This is a genomic window from Streptomyces sp. NPDC085932, assembly GCF_044540525.1.
GTDB classification, from domain to species: domain Bacteria; phylum Actinomycetota; class Actinomycetes; order Streptomycetales; family Streptomycetaceae; genus Streptomyces; species Streptomyces levis.
In genome coordinates, this window is record NZ_JBITSJ010000007.1 from 448,103 (window position 1) to 467,699 (window position 19,597).

Annotated in this window: 20 protein-coding genes and 1 tRNA gene; 10 read left to right on the forward strand and 11 right to left on the reverse strand. The window is 71.9% G+C overall.

From position 1 onward, the window contains the following. Positions 1-37: 37 nt before the first annotated feature. Entirely contained in the window at positions 38-715 is a 678-nt protein-coding gene (locus tag ACIGAQ_RS32150) for a pentapeptide repeat-containing protein (protein WP_399789204.1), read from the reverse strand. A 139-nt stretch (positions 716-854) separates the two neighbouring features. On the opposite strand from ACIGAQ_RS32150, the gene ACIGAQ_RS32155 reads away from it, so the two are divergent. From ACIGAQ_RS32155 to ACIGAQ_RS32165, 3 genes are all read left to right on the forward strand, one after another. After that, positions 855-2,015 carry an FAD-dependent oxidoreductase gene (locus ACIGAQ_RS32155; protein ID WP_399789207.1) on the forward strand — a complete coding sequence of 387 codons (1,161 nt, stop codon included), beginning with the start codon at positions 855-857 and terminating at the stop codon, positions 2,013-2,015. A 61-nt stretch (positions 2,016-2,076) separates the two neighbouring features. After that, positions 2,077-3,060: a zinc-binding dehydrogenase gene (locus ACIGAQ_RS32160; protein ID WP_399789210.1), complete on the forward strand. Its 984-nt coding sequence runs from the start codon at positions 2,077-2,079 to the stop codon at positions 3,058-3,060. Positions 3,061-3,106: 46 nt separating this feature from the next. Then, positions 3,107-4,030: an aminoglycoside phosphotransferase family protein gene (locus tag ACIGAQ_RS32165; RefSeq protein ID WP_399789213.1), complete on the forward strand. Its 924-nt coding sequence runs from the start codon at positions 3,107-3,109 to the stop codon at positions 4,028-4,030. Positions 4,031-4,048: 18 nt separating this feature from the next. Here the strand turns inward: ACIGAQ_RS32165 and ACIGAQ_RS32170 are convergent, their stop codons facing one another. Together ACIGAQ_RS32170 and ACIGAQ_RS32175 are read right to left on the reverse strand one after the other, a co-directional pair. Further along, positions 4,049-4,534 (reverse strand): hypothetical protein, encoded by a 486-nt coding sequence (locus tag ACIGAQ_RS32170; protein ID WP_399789216.1) that lies wholly within the window; start codon positions 4,532-4,534, stop codon positions 4,049-4,051. A gap of 631 nt (positions 4,535-5,165) precedes the next feature. Further along, a tRNA-Thr gene (locus tag ACIGAQ_RS32175) sits at positions 5,166-5,242 on the reverse strand. A 267-nt stretch (positions 5,243-5,509) separates the two neighbouring features. Here ACIGAQ_RS32175 and ACIGAQ_RS32180 point away from each other — a divergent pair. From ACIGAQ_RS32180 to ACIGAQ_RS32190, 3 genes are all read left to right on the forward strand, one after another. Then, entirely contained in the window at positions 5,510-6,598 is a 1,089-nt protein-coding gene (locus ACIGAQ_RS32180; RefSeq protein ID WP_311681313.1) for a sn-glycerol-3-phosphate ABC transporter ATP-binding protein UgpC, read from the forward strand. A gap of 219 nt (positions 6,599-6,817) precedes the next feature. Beyond that, a complete protein-coding gene (locus ACIGAQ_RS32185; protein ID WP_311681312.1) occupies positions 6,818-7,273 on the forward strand; it encodes a hypothetical protein in 456 nt (151 codons plus the stop codon). 133 nt (positions 7,274-7,406) lie between these two features. Further along, a complete protein-coding gene (locus ACIGAQ_RS32190; protein ID WP_362280985.1) occupies positions 7,407-8,138 on the forward strand; it encodes a nucleotidyltransferase family protein in 732 nt (243 codons plus the stop codon). An 85-nt stretch (positions 8,139-8,223) separates the two neighbouring features. Here ACIGAQ_RS32190 and ACIGAQ_RS32195 read toward each other — a convergent pair whose 3' ends face one another. The 6 genes from ACIGAQ_RS32195 to ACIGAQ_RS32220 form a co-directional block, all read right to left on the reverse strand. Continuing rightward, positions 8,224-9,915: a DoxX family membrane protein gene (locus tag ACIGAQ_RS32195; RefSeq protein ID WP_399789220.1), complete on the reverse strand. Its 1,692-nt coding sequence runs from the start codon at positions 9,913-9,915 to the stop codon at positions 8,224-8,226. A 128-nt stretch (positions 9,916-10,043) separates the two neighbouring features. After that, a complete protein-coding gene (gene rlmB / locus ACIGAQ_RS32200; protein ID WP_362280979.1) occupies positions 10,044-10,985 on the reverse strand; it encodes a 23S rRNA (guanosine(2251)-2'-O)-methyltransferase RlmB in 942 nt (313 codons plus the stop codon). A gap of 107 nt (positions 10,986-11,092) precedes the next feature. Continuing rightward, positions 11,093-12,487: a cysteine--tRNA ligase gene (gene cysS / locus ACIGAQ_RS32205; RefSeq protein ID WP_311681307.1), complete on the reverse strand. Its 1,395-nt coding sequence runs from the start codon at positions 12,485-12,487 to the stop codon at positions 11,093-11,095. Positions 12,488-12,536: 49 nt separating this feature from the next. Continuing rightward, on the reverse strand, positions 12,537-13,037 hold the full coding sequence (gene ispF, locus ACIGAQ_RS32210) for a 2-C-methyl-D-erythritol 2,4-cyclodiphosphate synthase (RefSeq protein ID WP_399789225.1): 501 nt from the start codon (positions 13,035-13,037) through the stop codon (positions 12,537-12,539). After that, positions 13,027-13,791 carry a 2-C-methyl-D-erythritol 4-phosphate cytidylyltransferase gene (gene ispD / locus ACIGAQ_RS32215; RefSeq protein ID WP_311681305.1) on the reverse strand — a complete coding sequence of 255 codons (765 nt, stop codon included), beginning with the start codon at positions 13,789-13,791 and terminating at the stop codon, positions 13,027-13,029. The genes ispF and ispD overlap by 11 nt, the downstream gene beginning before the upstream one ends. 292 nt (positions 13,792-14,083) lie before the next feature. Then, positions 14,084-14,566 (reverse strand): CarD family transcriptional regulator, encoded by a 483-nt coding sequence (locus ACIGAQ_RS32220; protein WP_003953493.1) that lies wholly within the window; start codon positions 14,564-14,566, stop codon positions 14,084-14,086. Between the two features lie 600 nt (positions 14,567-15,166). On the opposite strand from ACIGAQ_RS32220, the gene ACIGAQ_RS32225 reads away from it, so the two are divergent. Continuing rightward, the gene (locus ACIGAQ_RS32225) at positions 15,167-15,853 is read left to right on the forward strand and encodes a DUF461 domain-containing protein (RefSeq protein ID WP_399789228.1); all 687 of its coding nucleotides are present in this window, start codon (positions 15,167-15,169) and stop codon (positions 15,851-15,853) included. A gap of 76 nt (positions 15,854-15,929) precedes the next feature. On the opposite strand, the gene ACIGAQ_RS32230 is transcribed toward ACIGAQ_RS32225, so the two are convergent. Together ACIGAQ_RS32230 and ACIGAQ_RS32235 are read right to left on the reverse strand one after the other, a co-directional pair. Further along, on the reverse strand, positions 15,930-16,610 hold the full coding sequence (locus ACIGAQ_RS32230) for a response regulator transcription factor (protein WP_030243122.1): 681 nt from the start codon (positions 16,608-16,610) through the stop codon (positions 15,930-15,932). Beyond that, positions 16,607-17,899, reverse strand: coding sequence for an ATP-binding protein (locus tag ACIGAQ_RS32235; RefSeq protein ID WP_311681302.1), 1,293 nt, complete (start codon positions 17,897-17,899; stop codon positions 16,607-16,609). The genes ACIGAQ_RS32230 and ACIGAQ_RS32235 overlap by 4 nt, the downstream gene beginning before the upstream one ends. Before the next feature lie 246 nt (positions 17,900-18,145). On the opposite strand from ACIGAQ_RS32235, the gene phoU reads away from it, so the two are divergent. The 3 genes from phoU (at position 18,146) to ACIGAQ_RS32250 (ending at position 19,537) form a co-directional block, all read left to right on the forward strand. Further along, positions 18,146-18,847 carry a phosphate signaling complex protein PhoU gene (gene phoU, locus ACIGAQ_RS32240; protein ID WP_311681301.1) on the forward strand — a complete coding sequence of 234 codons (702 nt, stop codon included), beginning with the start codon at positions 18,146-18,148 and terminating at the stop codon, positions 18,845-18,847. Positions 18,848-18,980: 133 nt separating this feature from the next. Beyond that, positions 18,981-19,136, forward strand: coding sequence for a hypothetical protein (locus tag ACIGAQ_RS32245; RefSeq protein WP_311681300.1), 156 nt, complete (start codon positions 18,981-18,983; stop codon positions 19,134-19,136). 149 nt (positions 19,137-19,285) lie between these two features. Further along, the gene (locus tag ACIGAQ_RS32250; protein ID WP_311681299.1) at positions 19,286-19,537 is read left to right on the forward strand and encodes an SCO4226 family nickel-binding protein; all 252 of its coding nucleotides are present in this window, start codon (positions 19,286-19,288) and stop codon (positions 19,535-19,537) included. Positions 19,538-19,597 lie beyond the last annotated feature (60 nt).

Below are 19,597 nucleotides of genomic sequence, written 5' to 3' on the forward strand. Positions count from 1 at the left end.
CTGGGGACGGCGGGCTGAGGACCCGGGGGCTTCGGGGTCAGCCCTCCACCCGGATCCCCCACTGCGCCGCCAGCACCGGGGCCAGGTCCAGCAGCTGGGCCGGGCTGATCACCGCTCCGGCGAGCCGGTCCAGGCCCCGGCTGATCTCCAGGGACGCGGCCCCGCGCAGGTCGACGTCCACCAGGGTCGCCGCATGGAGATCGGCCCCCTTCAGCACGCAGTCCGCGAACTCGACCCGCTCCAGGCGGGCCCCGCCGAAGTCCGGCTCGACGAGCACGCAGCCCTCGAAGACGACGTCCCTGAGCCGGGCCGTGCGCAGATTCAGATAGTCGATCTTGCCGCCGCGGATCACCACCCGCTCCAGCACCGCTCCGTGCAGCTGCGGTCCGCCGAGCCGGGCGTCGGTCAGCTCCACGTCCCGCAAGGTCGCCTCGGCGAGGTCCGTACCGACGCCCCGGACGCCGCTGAGGACCGAGTCCAGGACCCGGGCGTGCCGCAGCCGCGTCTCGTCCAGGGCGCACCCCGTCAGCGCGCAGTCCATGAACCGCGCGCCCGAGCCGTCCTGCCCGGACAGGTCCCGCTCCCGGAAGGCCAGCCCGTCGTAATCCCCGTCCGGCTCCAGCCCGCCCCCCTCGTACGGCTCCAGCGCGGGCAGCCGCACCTCCGGCCGCCGCGCCCCCTTCACACCCGCACCGCCCGCCGCTCTCATCGCCATGCCCCCATGCTGCACCCCGCCACTGACAACGCACCCGACCTGCGCGAACGTCGGCGAGGCACCGCCCATGTCACATTCCGGGACCCTCACCCGGTCGTACTGCCGGAAGGCCATCACGACCCGAGGGAGACGCCCAGTCATGCACCGCATCACCGTCATCGGCGGCGGCTTCGCCGGACTGACCGCGGCCATCACCGCCGCCGAGTCCGGCGCCAAGGTCACCGTCCACGAGGCCCACCACACCCTCGGCGGCCGGGCCCGCACCGCCGAGGGCCCCTACCGCACCAACGAGGGGCCGCACGCCCTCTACAACGGCGGCCCGCACTGGGCCTGGCTCAAGCAGCGCGACCTCATCGGCCCGCTCGCCCCGCTGCCGCCCCTGGAGGCCGCCCGGCTCCGCTTGCGCCACCACGGCGTCCTGCGCCGGACCCCGCCCTTCCCGATGCTGAAACTGCTGCGCCGGACCGCCGCGCAGGCGCCCGTGGACGTCGACTTCCTCACCTGGGCCACCGGTGTGGCGGGCGAGGAGGGCGCCCGGGCGGCCGCCCACTACTCCGCCGTCGCACTCTTCCACCACGACCCCGGATCGCTGTCGGCCGCGTTCGTGCAGGAGCGGCTGCGCCGCGCCACCAAGCTGCCGCCCGAGGCGCACTATCCGCGCGGCGGCTGGGCGAGCGTCATCGACCGGATGGCCGCCCGCGCCTGGAACCTGGGGGTGCGGATGGAGACCCTGTCGCGCGTCGACACGCTCCCCACCGACACGCCCGTGGTCGTCGCGACCTCCCTCGACGCCGCCCGGCGCCTGCTCGGCGACGACTCGCTGAGCTGGCCGAGCGGCCGTACGGTCCTCCTCGACCTGGCCCTGCGCACCCGCCGCGGGGACGCCTTCGCCGTCTCCGACCTGGACGCGCCCGGCTGGCTGGAGCGGTTCACCGCCCAGGACCGCACGCTCGCCCCGGCCGGGGAGCAGTTGATCCAGGGCCAGATCCCGATCGCCCCGCACGAGTCGAAGGCCGACGGCACCGCCCGCGCCGAGCAGCTGCTCGACCTCGGCTTCCCGGGCTGGCGCGAGCGCGTCACCTGGCGGCGCGAGGCCGTGGCGAACGGCCGGACGGGCGCGGTCGACCTGCCCGGCAGCAGCTGGCGCGACCGGCCGGCCGTGGACCGGGGCGACGGCGTCTACCTCGCCGGCGACCAGGTCGCGGCCCCCGGTGTGCTGTCGGAGGTCTCCTTCAACAGCGCCCTGACGGCGGTGTCCCTGGCCCTCGGCCGGCGCGAGCTTGACCTGAAGCAAGCTTGAGGTTGAAGGCTGGGGCCGACGACCACGAAACGCAGCGCCCCGACCACACGAGGAGCCCGCCATGCGCGCCATCCGCCTGCACGCCTTCGGCCCGGCCGAGAACCTCACCTACGAGGAGACCGAGGACCCCCGCCCGGGCCCCGGCCAGGTCCGCATCGCCGTACGGGCGGCGGGCGTCCACCTCCTGGACGCGGCGCTGCGCGAGGGCATGCCGGGCGGCCCGGCGAACGAGCCCACCCCCCTGCCCACCATCCCGGGCCGCGAGGTCGCCGGTGTCGTGGAGTCCCTGGGCGCGGACACCGCCCCGGACTGGCTCGGCAAGCGGGTCGTGGCCCACCTGGGCTTCGTCCCCGGCGGCTACGCCGAACTGGCCGTCACCGACGCCGGCCGCCTGCACGAGATCCCCGGGAACCTGGACTTCGCCGAGGCCGTCGCCATGATCGGCACGGGCCGTACGGTGATGGGGATCCTGCAGTTCGCCGAGCTCGGCCCCGACTCGGTCGCCGTCGTCCCGGCGGCCGCGGGAGGCATCGGCACCCTCCTGGTGCAGTACGCGAAGAACGCCGGTGCCACCGTCGTGGGGCTCGCGGGCGGGCCGGAGAAGGTGGCCCGGGTGCGGGCGGGCGGCGCCGACCTGGCCGTCGACTACCGGGACCCTGACTGGCCCGGGAAGGTCCGCGCCCACCTCGGCGGCCGGACCGCCACGGTCGTCTTCGACGGCGTCGGCGGCGACGTGGCCCGTGAGGCCGTCGCCCTGCTGGGCGCCGGCGGCCGGCACATCGTCTTCGGCTGGTCCGGCGAGGGCATCCGGGACGGCGGGCCCTACCTGGTCGAGGGGGTGTCGGAGCAGGTCCTCGGCCCGGTGATGCTGCGGAAGGCGGGCGGCCCCGACCCCGTCCGCACCCTGGAACTGCGCGCGCTCACCGAGGCCGCCGCGGGTCGCCTCACCCCGGCCGTGCAGCGCTTCCCGCTCGCCGAGGCCGCGGCGGCCCACCGCGCGCTGGAGAACCGGGGGACGATCGGCAAGGTCGTCCTGGAACCCTGACCCGCGCCCGCACACCGCGGCGGCCCGCCTCCCCCTGCTTATTCGCATGACGGTCGCGGCACACCCCACTACCGTGCCGGACGTGATCGAGATTCCCCGGGACCTGGCCGCGTCACAGGAGAAGTACAACGGGGAGGCGGGCCGGGCCTTCATCGCCGCGCTGCCGGACCGGACGGCCCACTTCCTCGACCACTGGGCGCTGACCCCCGACGGACCGCCCATGCACGGCGTCTCCGCCCTGGTCCTCCCGGTCCGCGGCCGGGACGGCACGCCCGCGGTCCTCAAGCTCCAGATCCTCGACGAGGAGAGCGAGGGCGAACCCGTAGCGCTGCGCTTCTGGAACGGCGACGGGGCCGTCCGTCTCCTCGACCACGACGAGCCCACCGGCACCATGCTGCTGGAACGTCTCGACGAGACCCGCATGCTCTCCCACGTCCCGGACGCACACCGGGCCGTCACCACGATCGCCGAACTCCTCGCCCACCTCACCTCCTTCCCCGCCCCGCCCGGCCTGCGCAGCCTCGGCGACATCGCCCGCGCCATGCTCGACCGGACTCCCCGGGCACTCGCCCGCATCCCCGACCCCGAGGCCCGCGGCCTCATCTCCGACTGCGCGGCCGCCGTCCGCGAGGTCGTCGACGAACCGGGCGACCGGCTCCTGCACTGGGATCTGCACGACGAGAACGTCCTGGCCGCCGACCGCGCCCCCTGGCTCGCCATCGACCCCAAACCCCTGGCGGGCGACCCCGGCTTCGACCTCTGGCCGGCCCTGGCCAACCGCTACGACCCGGACGACATCCGCTGGCGCTTCGACGCGATGACCGACATCCTCGCCCTGGACCGCCCCCGCGCCCGGGCCTGGACCCTCGCCCGCCTGCTCCAGAACGCCCTCTGGGACATCGAGGACGGCACCCCCCTCGACGAAACCCAACTGGAAATGACCCGCCGCCTCAAGCAGCCGCTGACCTGACCGCTCCGGCGGCGGCACCTACTCGACCACCTCGTCGATGCGCCAGCCCACGATCCCGGAGGCTCCCGCGAGGCCGTCGACGTCGATCCCGACCTGTGCCGGCACGTCCGCGAGACGCTGCCGGACGGGAACACCGTCACACGCCACGGTCTGCGGTTCCGTCCGCTTCACCGACACGGTGAGGCGGACCTCCCCGGTTCCCGAGCAGACGACCGCCAAGGAGTAGGACGCGCCGGTGGACAGAACCGATCGGGTATGGATCCCATCCCCGACGCGCTCCATCCCCGCCTCCACGAACGAGGCACCGGTTTCATCCCCCGCCCCCAGAGCGAGCGCCTTCTCAGCCCGCTCCTCCAGCACCTTCTCCCGATCACTCGCCCCAGAGTCCGAAGAACTCGACCTCACCCCCTCCGGCGACCCGCCCTTATCCTCGGATTCACCACTGCACCCGACAATGAAGACAGCAGAAAAAACCGGAACGAGAACAGGGGAGATGCGACGCATACACCACTTTCCACGAATCATGTGCGGGTCTCCCAATAACGCCACCCGACCTCCTTGGTCGGCATTTTCACGACACCCGAACCGATCCTCTTCTTCCCACAGCGGTTCGCACTCGTTTCATACTTGACCCGGAACCTGTGCCCGGTCGAGGTACCGACCTCGCCGACCGCCTTCGCACCGAACTCCGTCTCGGCCTTCGCGAGAAGGACGCCCGCCTCGGCCGAGACGCTCCCGCTCAGCTCGACCCTGGTCTCACCTGCCCGAGAGCGCGCACCACTTCTTGTAGGGCTTGTCGCAGCGCCGCGCCTCTACCGCGAGAATTCTCCAGGAGCCACAAACAAGCGTCACATCGGCGCTCTACGCACGTGAATTCCTCTCCCCTTCCGCCCGAATCGGCGGATGACTGCAATATATAGCGCGATCGATACGCCGGTCCGTCAGAAGTTGATCCACTGAGGGAAACTTGAGCTTGAGAAGTGATTCAGTTCAAAACGCAAGTGATCGAGGCAGGCTCGGAGCAGGTCGACCACAACTGGGACCCAGGAGAACCTCGCGGCTCGCACTCGGCGCCGCCGTGGGGGTCCGCCGATGACGAACCCCAGGTCGGAGCACGTCCGACCTGGGGTTGCAGTGGAGCCCCCTGTCGGATTCGAACCGACGACCTACGCATTACAAGTGCGTTGCTCTGGCCAGCTGAGCTAAGGAGGCACGCGCGCTGTGGCACCGCGCGCGAGGCGGCACCACTGTACACAGAGGCCGTCAGCCGGAGCCACGGAGTTGGGGCCGGGCCCGGGGCGGATCGAAAATTTCCGCGAAGTTCACATGCCCGGAACTACTGACAGACGTGTGAACGCCAGGTACCGTCCTGAGCCAGTTCACACGCGTGGACTACACCACAACGGAACACCGTCGTGGCACCGCCTTCCTACTCGGATCGTCCGGCACGTTCCTGCCGGTAGAAGGGGTTCACTCACCATGGCCACTGTGCAGTTCGACAAGGCGACCCGGATCTACCCGGGCTCCACCAAGCCCGCCGTCGACGCGCTCGACATCGACATCGAGGACGGCGAGTTCCTCGTCCTCGTCGGCCCGTCCGGCTGCGGCAAGTCCACCTCGCTCCGCATGCTCGCGGGGCTCGAGGACGTCAACGCCGGCGCCATCCGCATCGGTGACCGCGACGTCACCCACCTGCCGCCGAAGGACCGGGACATCGCCATGGTGTTCCAGAACTACGCGCTGTACCCGCACATGACGGTCGCCGACAACATGGGCTTCGCGCTCAAGATCGCCGGCGTCAACAAGGCGGAGATCCGGCAGAAGGTCGAGGAGGCCGCGAAGATCCTCGACCTCACCGAGTACCTGGACCGCAAGCCCAAGGCCCTCTCCGGCGGTCAGCGCCAGCGTGTCGCGATGGGCCGCGCCATCGTGCGTGAGCCGCAGGTCTTCCTCATGGACGAGCCGCTGTCCAACCTGGACGCCAAGCTCCGTGTGTCGACGCGTACGCAGATCGCGTCCCTGCAGCGCCGCCTCGGCATCACCACCGTCTACGTCACCCACGACCAGGTCGAGGCCATGACGATGGGCGACCGTGTGGCGGTCCTCAAGGACGGTCTGCTCCAGCAGATCGACACCCCGCGCAACATGTACGACAGGCCCGCCAACCTCTTCGTCGCCGGCTTCATCGGCTCCCCGGCCATGAACCTGGTCGAGGTGCCGGTCACCGACGGCGGCGTGAAGTTCGGCAACTCGGTCGTGCCGGTGCAGCGTGACGCGCTCACCGCCACCAGCGACAAGACCGTCACGGTCGGCGTCCGCCCCGAGCACTTCGACGTGGCCGGCCCCGAGTCCGACCAGGGTCTCGCCGTCACCGTCAACGTCGTCGAGGAGCTCGGCGCCGACGCCTACGTCTACGGCACCGCCAAGCTCGGCGACGACTCCAAGGACCTCGTCGTCCGCGTCAACGGCCGCGACGTCCCGGAGAAGGGCAGCCAGCTGCGCGTCGTCCCGCGCTCCGGCGAGACCCACGTCTTCTCCACGTCGAGCGGCGAGCGCCTGTCCGACTGATCAACCGGCGAACGCACAACCCCGGGTGAATCACCCAGGTTGACGAAGAAGGGCCCCGCGACCTGCCGCGGGGCCCTTCTCGTTGTCGACAAATACCCCGGCAGACCGGACGTTTCGAGCGTTGTGCGTCAACCCAGTACCCAAAAAGGGGCACTTCCTCATCCCCCGAACCGGTGACTAAATGTCTACAAACCATTACCGGGCGCTACCCTCACACGCGTGAAGCACTCCAACAACCCTCAGACGCGACGCGGCCGGGGCCCCGCCCGCCGGATCGGCCGCACCCTCGCTTTCGTCCTGCCCGTCGTCCTGGTGCTCTCCGGGACCCTCGCGGTCACCCGAGTCAACTGGTCGGGCTACTCCACCGACCCGGTGCTCACCGCAGCGGACACCGCCACGTCCGCCGGCGCCTCCCGCGCCGCCAAGCGCGCCCCCCAGGACGTCCTGCGCGACAGACTGCTGACCGAGCTGCAGGAGGAGAACCCGGGCGTCGCCCTGACCCACCTCCAGCAGGCCGTCAACGGCCGCCCGTCGCTGGCGAAGCACTGCAAGTCCATCGCCCGCGCCCTCGGCGAGGCAGCCGTCCGGGTCTACGGCCCGACCCGCGCCCAGTCCTACGCCCGCCCGGTCTGCGACACGTCCTTCGCCACAGGCGTCGCCGCGGCACACAGCTGAGCGCGCCACCCCGGCGCAGACCGCCGGGTCGACCCGACGGCGGACCGGCCATGCCCGGGACGCCGGTGACAGCCGACGAGGGAAGCGACTTCCCCCGTCGTCCCGGGCGGGACGCCACGTACAGTTCGGTCTCATGAGCGATCCGAACGCCGCGTCCCGCCCCGTTCAAGCCGTCGTTCTGGCCGGCGGCCAGGGCTCCCGGCTGCGTCCGTACACCGACGACCGGCCCAAGCCGATGGTCGAGATCCCCGGGACGGGGACTCCGATCATCGGCCATCAGCTGTCCTGGCTCGCCGAGGAGGGCGTGACGGACGTCGTGGTCTCCTGTGGCCACCTCGCCGATGTGCTCCAGAAGTGGCTGGAGACGGCCGATCTGCCCCTCTCCGTCACCACCGTCGTCGAACCCGAGCCCCTCGGCCGCGGCGGCGGCCTCAAGTACGCCGCGGCGCGTCTCCCCCACCCGGACCAGCCCTGGTACGCCACCAACGGCGACATCTGGACGCGCTTCTCGCTGCGCGACATGGCCGGCTTCCACGCCGAGCGCGACGCGATCGCGACGGTGGCCCTGGCGCGTCCCCGGCTGCCGTGGGGCGCCGTGAAGACCGACGGCTTCGGCCACATCACCGACTTCATCGAGGCCCCGCCCTCGACGTTCGAGATCAACGCGGGCGTCTACGTCTTCTCCCCCGAGTTCGCGGGGCTGCTGCCGCAGCGCGGAGACCACGAGCGGACGACGTTTCCGCATCTGGCCCGGGAGCGGCGCCTGGCCGGGTTCACGATCCCGCAGGGGTCGTACTGGCGGGCCATCGACACGGCGAAGGACCTGACGGAGGCGGCCAAGGAACTGGCGGCGCTGGGACGCTGAGAGCGCCGCGTGTGCCCCGGGCACGAGGAAGGGCCCCGCACCTCGTGGTGCGGGGCCCTTCCCGTTGCCCGTGGGTGTCGGCCGGTCAGCCCAGCAGCCCGCCCACCAGGCCCGGACGGCCCGTGGACGAGGAGCCGTCGCCGCCCGTGCCGCCACCGCCGGTCGAGCCGGAGCCGCCCGTGGCGCTGCCGCCGGACGTGGGGCCGGAGGTCGTGGTCGGCGCCTGGTCGACCGGGGAGGACTGCTGGGGCGGGGCCTGGCCGCCGGTGCCCTGCGTCTGGCTCGGGGAGCCGCCGGTGACCGTGCCGGTGTCGCGGGTGGCGCCCGGCCGGGTCGTGGTGCCCGCGCTGGGGCTGGCCGAGCCGGCCGTGGCGCCCTGCGTGGGCGACGTGGAGGCCGACGGGGTCCGCTTCTCCTGCCGCTTGCCGGGCTCGCCGGGGAGCGGGGAGCCGGGCAGCTCGTTGCGCGGGGCCTCGCCGGGGCCCGGGACGACGACCCGGTCGGCGTCGCGGACGGCTCCGCCGAGCAGCGAGCCGACGAGCAGGGTGAGACCGACGGCGACGGCGGTGACCAGGGCGCCGCGGCGCAGCACGTAGCGGCGCAGGTCCCAGATGTCGGCGCGGGGGCCGAGGCGCCGCCAGGCGCTGCCGGCCAGGCGGCCGTCGACGGAGTAGACGGGCGCACCGGCGATGATCAGCGGGGACCAGGCGGCGAGGTAGATGATGTCGGGCGTCTCGTAGGCCGGGACGCTCTTCCAGCTGACGGTGACCAGCAGCGCGGCGGAGAGCAGCGCACCGAAGGCCGCGGCGACGCGCTGCCAGCAGCCCAGGACCGTCAGGACGCCGACGATGACCTGTGCGAAGGCGATGACCAGCCCGGATCCCACCGGGTGTTCGAGGGCGAACTGGCGCAGCGGCTCGGCGACTTCCCAGGGGTGCAGGGTGTTGAGCCACTTCACCATGGAGCCGCGCTTGCCGCCGTCGAAGTAGACGGGGTCGCACAGCTTGCCCATGCCGGCGTAGATGGAGATGAAGCCGAGGAAGACGCGCAGCGGGAGCAGGACGACGCCGAGGTTCATGCGGCGGCCCGGGTAGTAGGCGTGCCGCGCCGGGTCGTCGCCGTGCCGCCTGACGCGCCGTTCGGCCGCCTCCTCCGCGTCGGGGAGGTCCTCGAACTCGCCGTCCGGGTAGGCGGGTTCGTCGTAGGCGCTGCCGACCGTGCGCATGGGGGGCAGCAGCCGGGTGCCGTCGGCGGGGTCGTGGGAGCGCTGGGGGCCGACGACGGGGGTCTCGACGGTCTGGACGAGGTCGTCCTCGTAGCCGTCGCCCGGGTACCCGGTGGCGTAGCCCGCGCCCTCGTGGCCGGCGTCCACGCGGGAGATGACCTGGGTGGCTCCCGTGTCGGCGGGGGGCTCCTCGGCGTGCCGGACACTCTCGTGCCGCACGGCCTGCAGCAGCCGGTGGGCGCCGGTGTCGTCGGGCGCGGATCTGCCGCTCCAGACGACCGGCCGGCGCCGGGCGGTGGCCCCGTCCGCCGCGCCCCCGGCGGTGACGACGGGGATGCGGGCGGTGTCCTCGGTGGCGTTCAGATGCCGTGCGACCCGGGGGGACTGGACGCGACGCGTCGATACGCCCAACTGCACGCGGAAACTCGCGTGGTTGACGATCACCTGCGCCGGGTCGCTCGGCACCTTCACCATGCTCAGCGCGGGAGCGTCGTCGAGTCCCGACGAGCGGTCCCCCGTGGGTGTGCGGGGTGTTCTGGTGTCCACACTCATCTAACCGAGTGACGTCGGGTTAGGACACTGCTTTGACCCGCCCTATCTGTCCGGACCCCGTCAAGCTTGTCCTCGTCGCCCCGATCACCCCGGAATTACCCCGCACGGGTGAGGTTCCGGACGCGTGTTCAGGCGCGTCGGCGGGCCGCCTCGTAGAGCACGATGCCCGCCGCCACACCGGCGTTGAGCGACTCGGCGCCGCCCGGCATCGGGATCCGCACCCGGAAGTCACAGGTCTCCCCGACCAGCCGGGACAGGCCCTTGCCCTCGCTGCCGACCACGATCGCGACCGGGCCCGCCAGGGCCTCCAGCTCGGTCAGTTCGACGTCGCCGTCGGCGGCGAGTCCGACGACCACGACACCGGCCTTCTTGTACGCCTCCAGCGCGCGCGTCAGGTTGGTGGCGCGGGCCACGGGCGTCCGGGCGGCCGTACCGGCGGACGTCTTCCAGGCACCGGCCGTCATCCCGGCGGCCCGGCGCTCGGGCACCACCACGCCGTGTCCGCCGAACGCGGAGACGGACCGCACGACCGCGCCCAGGTTGCGCGGGTCGGTCACACCGTCCAGCGCGACGATCAGCGGGTCGGCGCCCTCGTCGGCGGCGGCGTCGAGCAGGTCCTCGGGGTGGGCGTACTCGTACGGCGGGACCTGGAGCACCAGGCCCTGGTGGTTCAGCCCGTTCGTCATCCGGTCGAGCTCGGGGCGGGGGGCCTCCATGAGGTTGATCCCGCCGCGCTCGGCGGCCAGTTGCAGGGCCTCGCGCACGCGCTCGTCGTTGTCGATGAACTGCTGCACGTACAGCGTCGAGGCGGGCACGCCCTCGCGCAGGGCCTCGTAGACCGGGTTGCGGCCGACGACCAGCTCGGAGGCCGACTTGCCGCCGCGGCCCCGGGCCGCGGGGCGGCGCGAGGTCTGGCGCGCCTTGGCGTTCGCGAGCCGGTTCTTCTTGTGTCCCTTGCGCATCTCGGCGGGCGGGGTGGGGCCCTTGCCCTCCAGGCCCTTGCGCCGCTGGCCGCCACTGCCGACCTGCGCGCCCTTCTTGCCGGACATGCGGCGGTTGTTGGCTGCCATGACCTACCTGTCTCTGCTGTCGCCGTGAGGCGGTGAACTGCGTACGTCTATGAAGTGTGCCGCCCGGAGTCCCGGACGGCACAATCGATCTTCCGGCCGCGGCCGGGCTAGCGCGGGCCGAGGCTCCAGCGCGGGCCCTGCGGGCCGTCCTCGATGACCAGGCCGGACTGGCCCAGCTGGTCGCGGATGGCGTCCGCGGTCGGCCAGTCCTTGCGGGCCCGGGCGGCCTCGCGCTGGTCGAGGACCATGCGCACGAGCGTGTCGACCACGCCGTGCAGGTCCTCGCCGCGGTCGCCCTCCCCGGCCCACTGCGGGTCCAGCGGGTCGAGGCCGAGGACGCCGAGCATCGCGCGGACCTCGGCGAGCCGGGCCACGGCGGCTTCCTTGTCGTCGGCGGCCAGGGCGCTGTTGCCCTGCCGGACCGTGGTGTGCACCACCGCGAGGGCCTGCGGCACGCCCAGGTCGTCGTCCATGGCCTCGGCGAAGGCGAGCGGCACCTCGGCGGCCGGCTCGACGACGCCGGCCTTCTCCACCACGCGCTGCACGAAGCCCTCGATCCGCGCGAACGCCGACTCGGCCTCGCGCAGGGCCTCCTCGCTGTACTCGATCATCGAGCGGTAGTGCGGGGTGCCGAGGTAGTAGCGCAGCACGATGGGGCGCCAGCGCTTGACCATCTCGCTGACCAGCACGGAGTTGCCGAGCGACTTGGACATCTTCTCGCCGCTCATGGTGACCCAGGCGTTGTGCACCCAGTACTGGGCGAAGTCGTCGCCGTAGGCCTTGGCCTGCGCGATCTCGTTCTCGTGGTGCGGGAAGACCAGGTCGAGGCCGCCACCGTGGATGTCGAAGGCGGAGCCCAGGTACTTGTGGGCCATCGCCGAGCACTCCAGGTGCCAGCCGGGCCGGCCGCGGCCCCAGGGCGTCTCCCAGTCGGGCTCGCCCGGCTTGGTCGCCTTCCACATGGCGAAGTCGCGCGGGTCGCGCTTGCCGGAGACGCCCTCGTCGGGCTGGCGCAGGTCGTCGATGTCCTGGTTGGACAGCGCCAGGTACTGCGGGAAGGAGCGGACGTCGAAGTAGACGCTGCCGTCGGCGACGTAGGCGTGCCCGCGCTCGATGAGGCCGCGCATCATCTCGACCATCTCGGTGATGTGGCCGGTGGCGCGCGGCTCGTAGGTCGGGGGCAGGCAGCCGAGGGCCCGGTAGCCGTCGTTGAACGCCCGCTCGTTCTCGTAGCCGATGGCCCACCAGGGGCGGCCCTGGTCGGCCGACTTGGCGATGATCTTGTCGTCGATGTCGGTGACGTTCCGCACGAACGTGACGTCGTAGCCGCGGTACTCGAACCAGCGGCGCATGATGTCGAAGTTCAGACCCGAGCGGATGTGCCCGATGTGCGGTGCGGCCTGCACGGTGGCGCCACACAGGTAGATCGAGACACAACCCGGCTTGAGCGGGGAGAAGTCACGGATCTGCCGGGCGCTGGTGTCGTACAGGCGAATGGTCACGGTTCCTAGGGTAGTGGGCCGTGGGGAGTGCGCGGCCCCGATCGGCCCGTCAGGCTCGGTCCGCGCGTACCACCAGGGCCGTCGCCACCGCCATCAGGCCCTCCTCGCGTCCCGGGAAGCCCAGGCCGTCCGTGGTCGCGCCCGACACCGACACCGGGGCCCCGGCCGCCTCCGACAGGATCTTCTGCGCCTCGTCCCGGCGCTTGCCGATCTTCGGCCGGGGGCCCACCACCTGGACGGCGACGTTGCCGATGCGGAAGCCCGCCGCGCGCACGATCCGGGCGGCCTCGGTGAGCAGCGCGACCCCGGACGCGCCCGACCACTCGGGGCGGCCCGTGCCGAAGTGCTGTCCGAGGTCGCCGAGGCCCGCGGCGGAGAAGAGGGCGTTGCAGGCGGCGTGGGCGACGACGTCCGCGTCGGAGTGGCCCGCCAGCCCCGGGCCTTCGCCCTCCCACTTCAGGCCGGCGCACCACAGGTCGCGGCCCTCTTCGAAGGCGTGGATGTCGGTGCCGATGCCGACCTGGGGCAGCGGGAAGGCGTCAGAAACCATCGTTGAGCCTCCTGCGGGCGAGGACCGCCTCGGCGAGGACCAGGTCCAGCGGGCGGGTGACCTTGAAAGCCTCCTCGTGGCCGGGGACGGCCACGACCGTGAGGCCGAGCTGTTCGACCATGCCGGCGTCGTCGGTGACGTCCCCGGTGACCGTCTCGTGCGCCCGGACCAGCGTGGCCCGGTCGAAGCCCTGCGGTGTCTGCACCGCCCGCAGCCGCGCGCGCTCCGGCGTGGCGACGACGGGCTCCGGCTCGCCGGGCGTCCGCGCGGGCTCGACCTGCTTGACCGTGTCGGCGAGCGGCAGCGCCGGGACCACGGCCGGGGCGCCGTCGCGTACGGCCTCGATCACGGCGTCGACCGTGTCGACGGGGACGAGCGGCCGGGCCGCGTCGTGCACCAGCACGATGTCGTGGCCCTGCGGCAGCGCGTCCAGGCCGAGCTTCACGGACTCCTGGCGGCTCTGCCCGCCGGGCACGACGAGGAAGTCGGTCCGCTCGGGCAGCGCGTGCGCGTCGAGCAGCGACTTGACCTCGGCGGCGCCGTCGGGCGGGGCGACGACCACGACCAGGGAGACGGCGCGCGAGGCGGCCATGGCGCGGACGGCGTGGATGAGCATCGGGGTGCCGCCGAGCGCGCGGAGCGCCTTGGGGGCGCCCGGGCCTAGCCGTACGCCACGGCCGGCGGCCGGGATCACGACCGCCGTACGGGCCGTCGCGGGGGCGGCGGACGGCGAGGGACGCGAATCGTCAGACATCGGTTCCTGTCAGGTTTGTGTGCTGGCCTGGCGTGGGTATGGCCTGGAGAGTGCCGGGCGCGACGCGCTCGACCGGACCCTTCCGTGACGCTGGTCGAGCCGGCTGCCCGGGCCCGGCACGCCACACCGGGGCGTGAGTGATAACACATCCCGGGGGTATGGCGCATCGGCGTAGGAGTACGAACATGCCGCAGCGCCCGGCGACAAGGAATTCGTCATCGGGCACCGCGGCATTTCGATGTGCAGAGTGGATCAGCGCAGTGTTGATCGGCAGAGCGCTGAGCGACTCACCTCAGGAGGCGAGAACCTCGTCGAGCAGGGCTTCGGCCTTGTCCTCGTTGGTGTTCTCCGCGAGCGCGAGCTCGCTCACCAGAATCTGGCGGGCCTTGGCGAGCATGCGCTTCTCACCGGCGGAGAGTCCGCGCTCGCGCTCACGACGCCACAGGTCACGCACGACTTCCGCGACCTTGATGACATCGCCGGAGGCGAGCTTCTCCAGGTTTGCCTTGTAACGACGGGACCAGTTCGTGGGCTCCTCGGCGTACGGCGCGCGCAGCACCTCGAAGACCCGGTCCAGCCCGTCCTGACCGACCACATCACGCACGCCGACGAACTCCGCATTGTCCGCTGGCACACGTACCGTCAGGTCGCCCTGGGCGACCTTCAGCACCAAGTAGGTCTTGTCCACGCCTTTGATCTGGCGAGTTTCGATGGCCTCGATCAGCGCGGCCCCGTGATGGGGATAGACCACGGTGTCGCCAACCTTGAACGTCATGTGACAGGTACCCCTTCCGTGGCTATCCAGGGTAACACGGATACGGCGTCTACTGAATGGCGTTTTCGCAGGTCAGGGCATATCTCGGGGCTTGACAACTCCGACAGGAACGTGCTTCGGACAGGGAGTGGAAGAAGGTATTCGCAGGTGGGAGCGGCTCTCCGGGCCGAGCGAAACGCGTACGTTACACGCATCCGGAGCGCCGCCCAGACGGCCGAACATCCCGAAATGTCCGGTTCCATGTGATCGACTTCCGCTACTCCGTTCGGCGGCCCGAGCCGGCTTCCCGCCGAATCCGGAATTGATCACACGGCCCCCGGACGAGCCGCGGGTGATCGATTTTCCGGGCGGCGCACGCATTCCTTCACGGAAGTTTTGCGGTACGGCCCGGGACTCTTATGTGAATGCCGGACGAGCACGCGGCAATGTGACGCACGAGTCACCTGTGACGCAGGAGTCGGCTGAGACGCAGGTGGGATCGGAGGCGCCGGGGGGTCGGGTGCGGCCACACGGGAACGGCTCGGTAACCTAAGGCCCGCTGACAGACCCTTAGGGCGGCTTTATCGGCCGCTCCGTACGAGTCAAGGAGTTGCCGCCGCCGTGAGCAGCAGCCTTCGACGCGGCGCCCTCGCCGCTGCCGCCATCGCGTTCTCGGTCGCCTCGCTCGCCGCGTGCGGAGCCGGCCACAACGCCCAGACGCTGGAGATCAAGCCGGACAACGCGGCCACGAGCGTCGGGGACATCAAGATCCAGAACGCGATCGTGATCACGCAGCCCGACCTCGAGTCGACCGGCCCGGCCGCGATCTCCGCCACCTTCTTCAACGAGGGCCGCACCGACCAGACGCTGGAGTCCATCACCCTGCCCGGCACCGGCAAGACCGCCGAGCTCAAGCCGGCCAAGGGCGGCAGCCTGACCATCCCGGCCGGCGGTTCGCTGATCCTGGGCGGCAAGGACAACGCCACGGCGATGTTGCCGAGCAGCCGCGAGGCCGTGCAGGACGGCAACGCCCAGAAGGTCACCTTCACCTTCAGCAAGACGGGTGAGGTGAGCCTGCGCGCGTTCGTCGTCCCGGCCGAGCATTACTTCAAGGAGTGGGGCCCGACCGAGGTCCCGGCCGCCCCGGGCGCGTCGGCCTCCCCGTCCGGTTCCCCGTCGGGCAGCCCCTCGGGTTCGCCGGCCGGCACCGAGAGCCCCGCCGCGGGCGAGACCCCGGGCGGCGAGGAGCCGCCGGCCACGCCGACCGACGCGGCCTCCGCCAGCGCGACGGCGGGCGCCGGGCACTGACGCCCACGGCACCGACGCGACGAAGGGCGGGACCTCTCCGGGAGAGGTCCCGCCCTTCGTCGCGTCACGGGCCGGTCTACGGCTCGAACTTGTAGCCCAGGCCGCGGACCGTCACCAGATAGCGCGGGGCGCCCGGGTCCGGCTCGATCTTGGCGCGCAGGCGCTTGACGTGGACGTCGAGGGTCTTGGTGTCACCGACGTAGTCGGCGCCCCAGACCCGGTCGATGAGCTGCATGCGGGTCAGCACGCGGCCGGCGTTGCGCAGCAGCATCTCCAGCAGGTCGAACTCCTTCAGCGGCAGGTCGATCTTGGTGCCGCCGACGGTGACCACGTGCCGGTCCACGTCCATGCGGACCGGGCCCGCCTCCAGGGCGGCCGGGGTCACCTCCTCCGGCTCGCCCCGGCGGCGCAGCACGGCCCGGATGCGGGCGACCAGCTCGCGCGAGGAGAACGGCTTGGTGACGTAGTCGTCGGCTCCTATCTCCAGCCCGACGACCTTGTCGATCTCGCTGTCCTTGGCGGTCACCATGATGACGGGGACGTTGGAGCGGCCGCGCAGCTGGCGGCAGACCTCGGTGCCCGGCAGGCCGGGCAGCATCAGGTCGAGGAGGACGAGGTCGGCGCCGTTGCGCTCGAACTCGTCGAGTCCGTCGGGCCCGGTGGTCGCGACGGCGACCTCGAAGCCCTCCTTGCGGAGCATGTACGACAGGGCGTCGGAGAAGGACTCCTCGTCCTCGACGACGAGCACACGGGTCACGGAAGGACCTCCGGGGCGGGAAGCGTTTCGTACGCGGTGGAATCGGGGGATGTGGGGGTGGCCCGCCCGGCCTCCTCGTCGAGGCCCGCGCCTCCTGCGCGTTCGTCTCGGGCGGACTGCTGATGTGCGCGGTCGCGGGCCGCGGCGGCCTCCGGCAGGCGCAGGGTGAAGGTGGAGCCCTGGCCTTCGGCGCTCCACACCGTGACCTCCCCGCCGTGCGAGGCGGCCACGTGCTTGACGATGGCCAGTCCCAGCCCCGTACCACCCGTGGCACGGGAGCGGGCCGGGTCGACGCGGTAGAAGCGCTCGAAGATGCGCTCCTTGTCCTTGTCGGAGATGCCGATGCCCTGGTCGGTGACGGCGATCTCGATGTGTTCCCCGCCGGCCGCGCTCACCCGGCGGGCCGCTATGCCGACGCGGGTGCGGGCGGGCGAGTAGTTGACCGCGTTCTCGACGAGGTTGCCGAGCGCGGCCGCGAGCTGGCCGCGGTTTCCCCAGACGCGCAGGTCGGCGGTGCCGCCCGCGGCCATGGTGATCTGCTTGGTGCCGGCCTGGTGCCGGCAGCGGTCGATGGCCTCGGCGACGAGCTCGTCGACACGGACCGGCTCGGCGTCCTCCAGCGGGTCGTCGTTCTGCACCCGGGAGAGGTCGATCAGTTCCTGCACCAGGTTCGTCAGCCTGGTCGCCTCGATCTGCATGCGCCCGGCGAAGCGCTGCACGGCCTCGGGGTCGTCGGAGGCGTCCATGACGGCCTCGGAGAGCAGCGACAGGGCGCCGACGGGCGTCTTCAGCTCATGGCTCACGTTGGCGACGAAGTCGCGCCGGACCGCCTCGATGCGGCGGGCCTCGGTCAGGTCCTCCACGAGCAGCAGCACCAGCCGGGAGCCGAGCGGCGCGACCCGGGCGGAGACGGCCAGGGCCTCTCCGCGTCCGGTGCCGCGCCGGGGCAGGTCCAGCTCGACCTGGCGTATCTCCCCGTCGCGCCGGGTGTCCCGGGCCATCTGCAGCATCGGCTCGACGGCGAGCTTGCCGCCGCGGACCAGGCCGAGGGCGTACGCCGCCGAGCTGGCCTTGACCACGCCGTCCGCCTCGTCGAGGACCACGGCGGAGGACCTGAGGACCGACAGGACCGTGTCGACGCCCGGCGGGAGCACCGCGTCCGTGTGCAGGGAGGTGCGGGTCGGGCGCTTCTGCTCGCGCTCGCTCCAGCGGAACGCCAGCATGGCGATGACGCCGGTGAGCACCCCGGCGATCGCTGCCACTGCGGCGACCGCCGCGTTCACGTCCATGCACCCAGGTTAGGCATGGCTCGGGCACCCTCCACAGCCGTCGGGCTGCGAGCTCGAACACTCGTCGCCCAGAGTTCACCTTGGAGCCAGTATTGGTTCATTTGGGATGCCGGAAACGGACGCGTACGGGCCGGAACGTGGGAGCGTGGGGTGCGGGCCGTCGTTCGTACGACGGTCGTACCGCCGGTTTGTCGGTGGGGGCCCGGCCCTTGAACCCCCGACCTGAACGCACGAGAGGGAACCCTGATGCGGGACGCGTACCACGAGGAACTGGACTCGATCGGCGACGGTCTGGTGGAGATGGCCCGGCTGGTCGGGTCGGCGATCGGACGCGCCACGACCGCCATGCTCGACTCCGACCTGAAGCTGGCCGAGAACGTGATCGAGGCCGACCAGAGGGTCGACGAGCTCCAGCACGAGCTGGAGGCCCGGGCGATAGCCCTGCTGGCACGGCAGCAGCCGGTGGCGACGGACCTGCGCATCGTCGTGACGTCGCTGCGCATGTCGGCCGACCTGGAGCGCTCGGGCGACCTGGCCCAGCACGTGGCGAAGCTGGCGCGCCTGCGCTACCCGGACCGGGCGGTCCCGAGCGACCTGCACGCCACGATCCTGGAGATGGGCCAGCTCGCGCAGCGGCTGATGGCGAAGGCCGCGGAGGTGATCATCACCAAGGACGTCGACCTGGCGCTGCAGCTGGAGCAGGACGACGACGCGATGGACCTGCTGCACCGCACGCTGTTCCAGCACCTGATGGACGACCGCTGGAAGCACGGCATCGAGACGGCCGTGGACGTCACGCTGCTGGGCCGTTACTACGAGCGGTTCGCCGACCACGCGGTGTCGGTCGCCAAGCGGGTGGTGTACCTGGTGACGGGCGAGCACGCGGACGAGCTGCAGGTGGATGTGCAGCCGGAGATCCAGGCGGTCTCGGGGGCGGAAGGGGCCTGACCTCCGCCGCTGCCAGGGCGTGAAAAGGCCGGGCGGGGTTCGGCCGGGGCGCGCGGGCGCCTCAGTGCGCCGTTGATGCGCCCAGCGGACCGGGCGTCCAATGGGCACAGGCACCAGCCTCCAGGAGGGAACCATGGCCGAATCCCCCAGCACCACGCCCGACCCCACGCAGCAGCGCGAGACCGAGCAGCCCGCCGAGCTCAGGAACCTGCCCCTGATCGCCGCGTGCGGCTGCGGCTCGGGCTGCGGCTGCGGGTGCCAGTCGGGCAGCCCCTGCCAGTGCGGCTGACGCCGGCACGTCGTCCGTACGACCTGCGAGGCCCCGGCGGTGCGCCGGGGCCTCGTGGCGTTGCGGTCGCCCGCCGGGCGGTACGGGCGGAGCATGGGAGTACGGGGCGGGAAGGGCGTGGAGTGCCGTACGGGAAGGAGGCACGGGCCATGGCCAAGTTCATGGATGTCCACCACAGCATGAAGGGCATCACGGCGGAACAGCTGCGCGAGGCCCACGACGCGGACCTCGCGATCCAGGGTGAGGAGCAGGTCACCTTCGAGAAGGCCTGGGCGGACCCGGAGTCCGGCCTCGTCTACTGCCTTTCGGAGGCCCCGTCGGCCGAGGCGGTCCAGCGGATCCACGAGCGGGCCGGGCACAAGGCGGACGAGATCCATCCGGTGCCGCTGACGGTGTCCTGACCCGGTGCGGCGGGGCCGGCCCCTCTCCGGCAGGCCCGCTGTCGGTGGCGGGCGTCAGCG

Excerpts from the sequence above, each read along its gene's own strand:
- ACIGAQ_RS32245 (WP_311681300.1), top strand. The coding sequence starts at position 18,981 with ATGGCCGAATCCCCCAGCACCACGCCCGACCCCACGCAGCAGCGCGAG.
- ACIGAQ_RS32180 (WP_311681313.1), top strand. The coding sequence starts at position 5,510 with ATGGCCACTGTGCAGTTCGACAAGGCGACCCGGATCTACCCGGGCTCC.
- rlmB (WP_362280979.1), bottom strand. The coding sequence starts at position 10,985 with ATGGCAGCCAACAACCGCCGCATGTCCGGCAAGAAGGGCGCGCAGGTC.
- ACIGAQ_RS32170 (WP_399789216.1), bottom strand. The coding sequence starts at position 4,534 with ATGCGTCGCATCTCCCCTGTTCTCGTTCCGGTTTTTTCTGCTGTCTTC.
- ACIGAQ_RS32165 (WP_399789213.1), top strand. The coding sequence starts at position 3,107 with ATGACGGTCGCGGCACACCCCACTACCGTGCCGGACGTGATCGAGATT.
- ACIGAQ_RS32160 (WP_399789210.1), top strand. The coding sequence starts at position 2,077 with ATGCGCGCCATCCGCCTGCACGCCTTCGGCCCGGCCGAGAACCTCACC.
- phoU (WP_311681301.1), top strand. The coding sequence starts at position 18,146 with ATGCGGGACGCGTACCACGAGGAACTGGACTCGATCGGCGACGGTCTG.
- ACIGAQ_RS32235 (WP_311681302.1), bottom strand. The coding sequence starts at position 17,899 with ATGGACGTGAACGCGGCGGTCGCCGCAGTGGCAGCGATCGCCGGGGTG.
- ACIGAQ_RS32220 (WP_003953493.1), bottom strand. The coding sequence starts at position 14,566 with ATGACGTTCAAGGTTGGCGACACCGTGGTCTATCCCCATCACGGGGCC.
- ACIGAQ_RS32195 (WP_399789220.1), bottom strand. The coding sequence starts at position 9,915 with ATGAGTGTGGACACCAGAACACCCCGCACACCCACGGGGGACCGCTCG.
- ACIGAQ_RS32190 (WP_362280985.1), top strand. The coding sequence starts at position 7,407 with ATGAGCGATCCGAACGCCGCGTCCCGCCCCGTTCAAGCCGTCGTTCTG.
- ACIGAQ_RS32155 (WP_399789207.1), top strand. The coding sequence starts at position 855 with ATGCACCGCATCACCGTCATCGGCGGCGGCTTCGCCGGACTGACCGCG.
- ispD (WP_311681305.1), bottom strand. The coding sequence starts at position 13,791 with ATGTCTGACGATTCGCGTCCCTCGCCGTCCGCCGCCCCCGCGACGGCC.
- ACIGAQ_RS32150 (WP_399789204.1), bottom strand. The coding sequence starts at position 715 with ATGGCGATGAGAGCGGCGGGCGGTGCGGGTGTGAAGGGGGCGCGGCGG.
- ACIGAQ_RS32250 (WP_311681299.1), top strand. The coding sequence starts at position 19,286 with ATGGCCAAGTTCATGGATGTCCACCACAGCATGAAGGGCATCACGGCG.
- ispF (WP_399789225.1), bottom strand. The coding sequence starts at position 13,037 with ATGGTTTCTGACGCCTTCCCGCTGCCCCAGGTCGGCATCGGCACCGAC.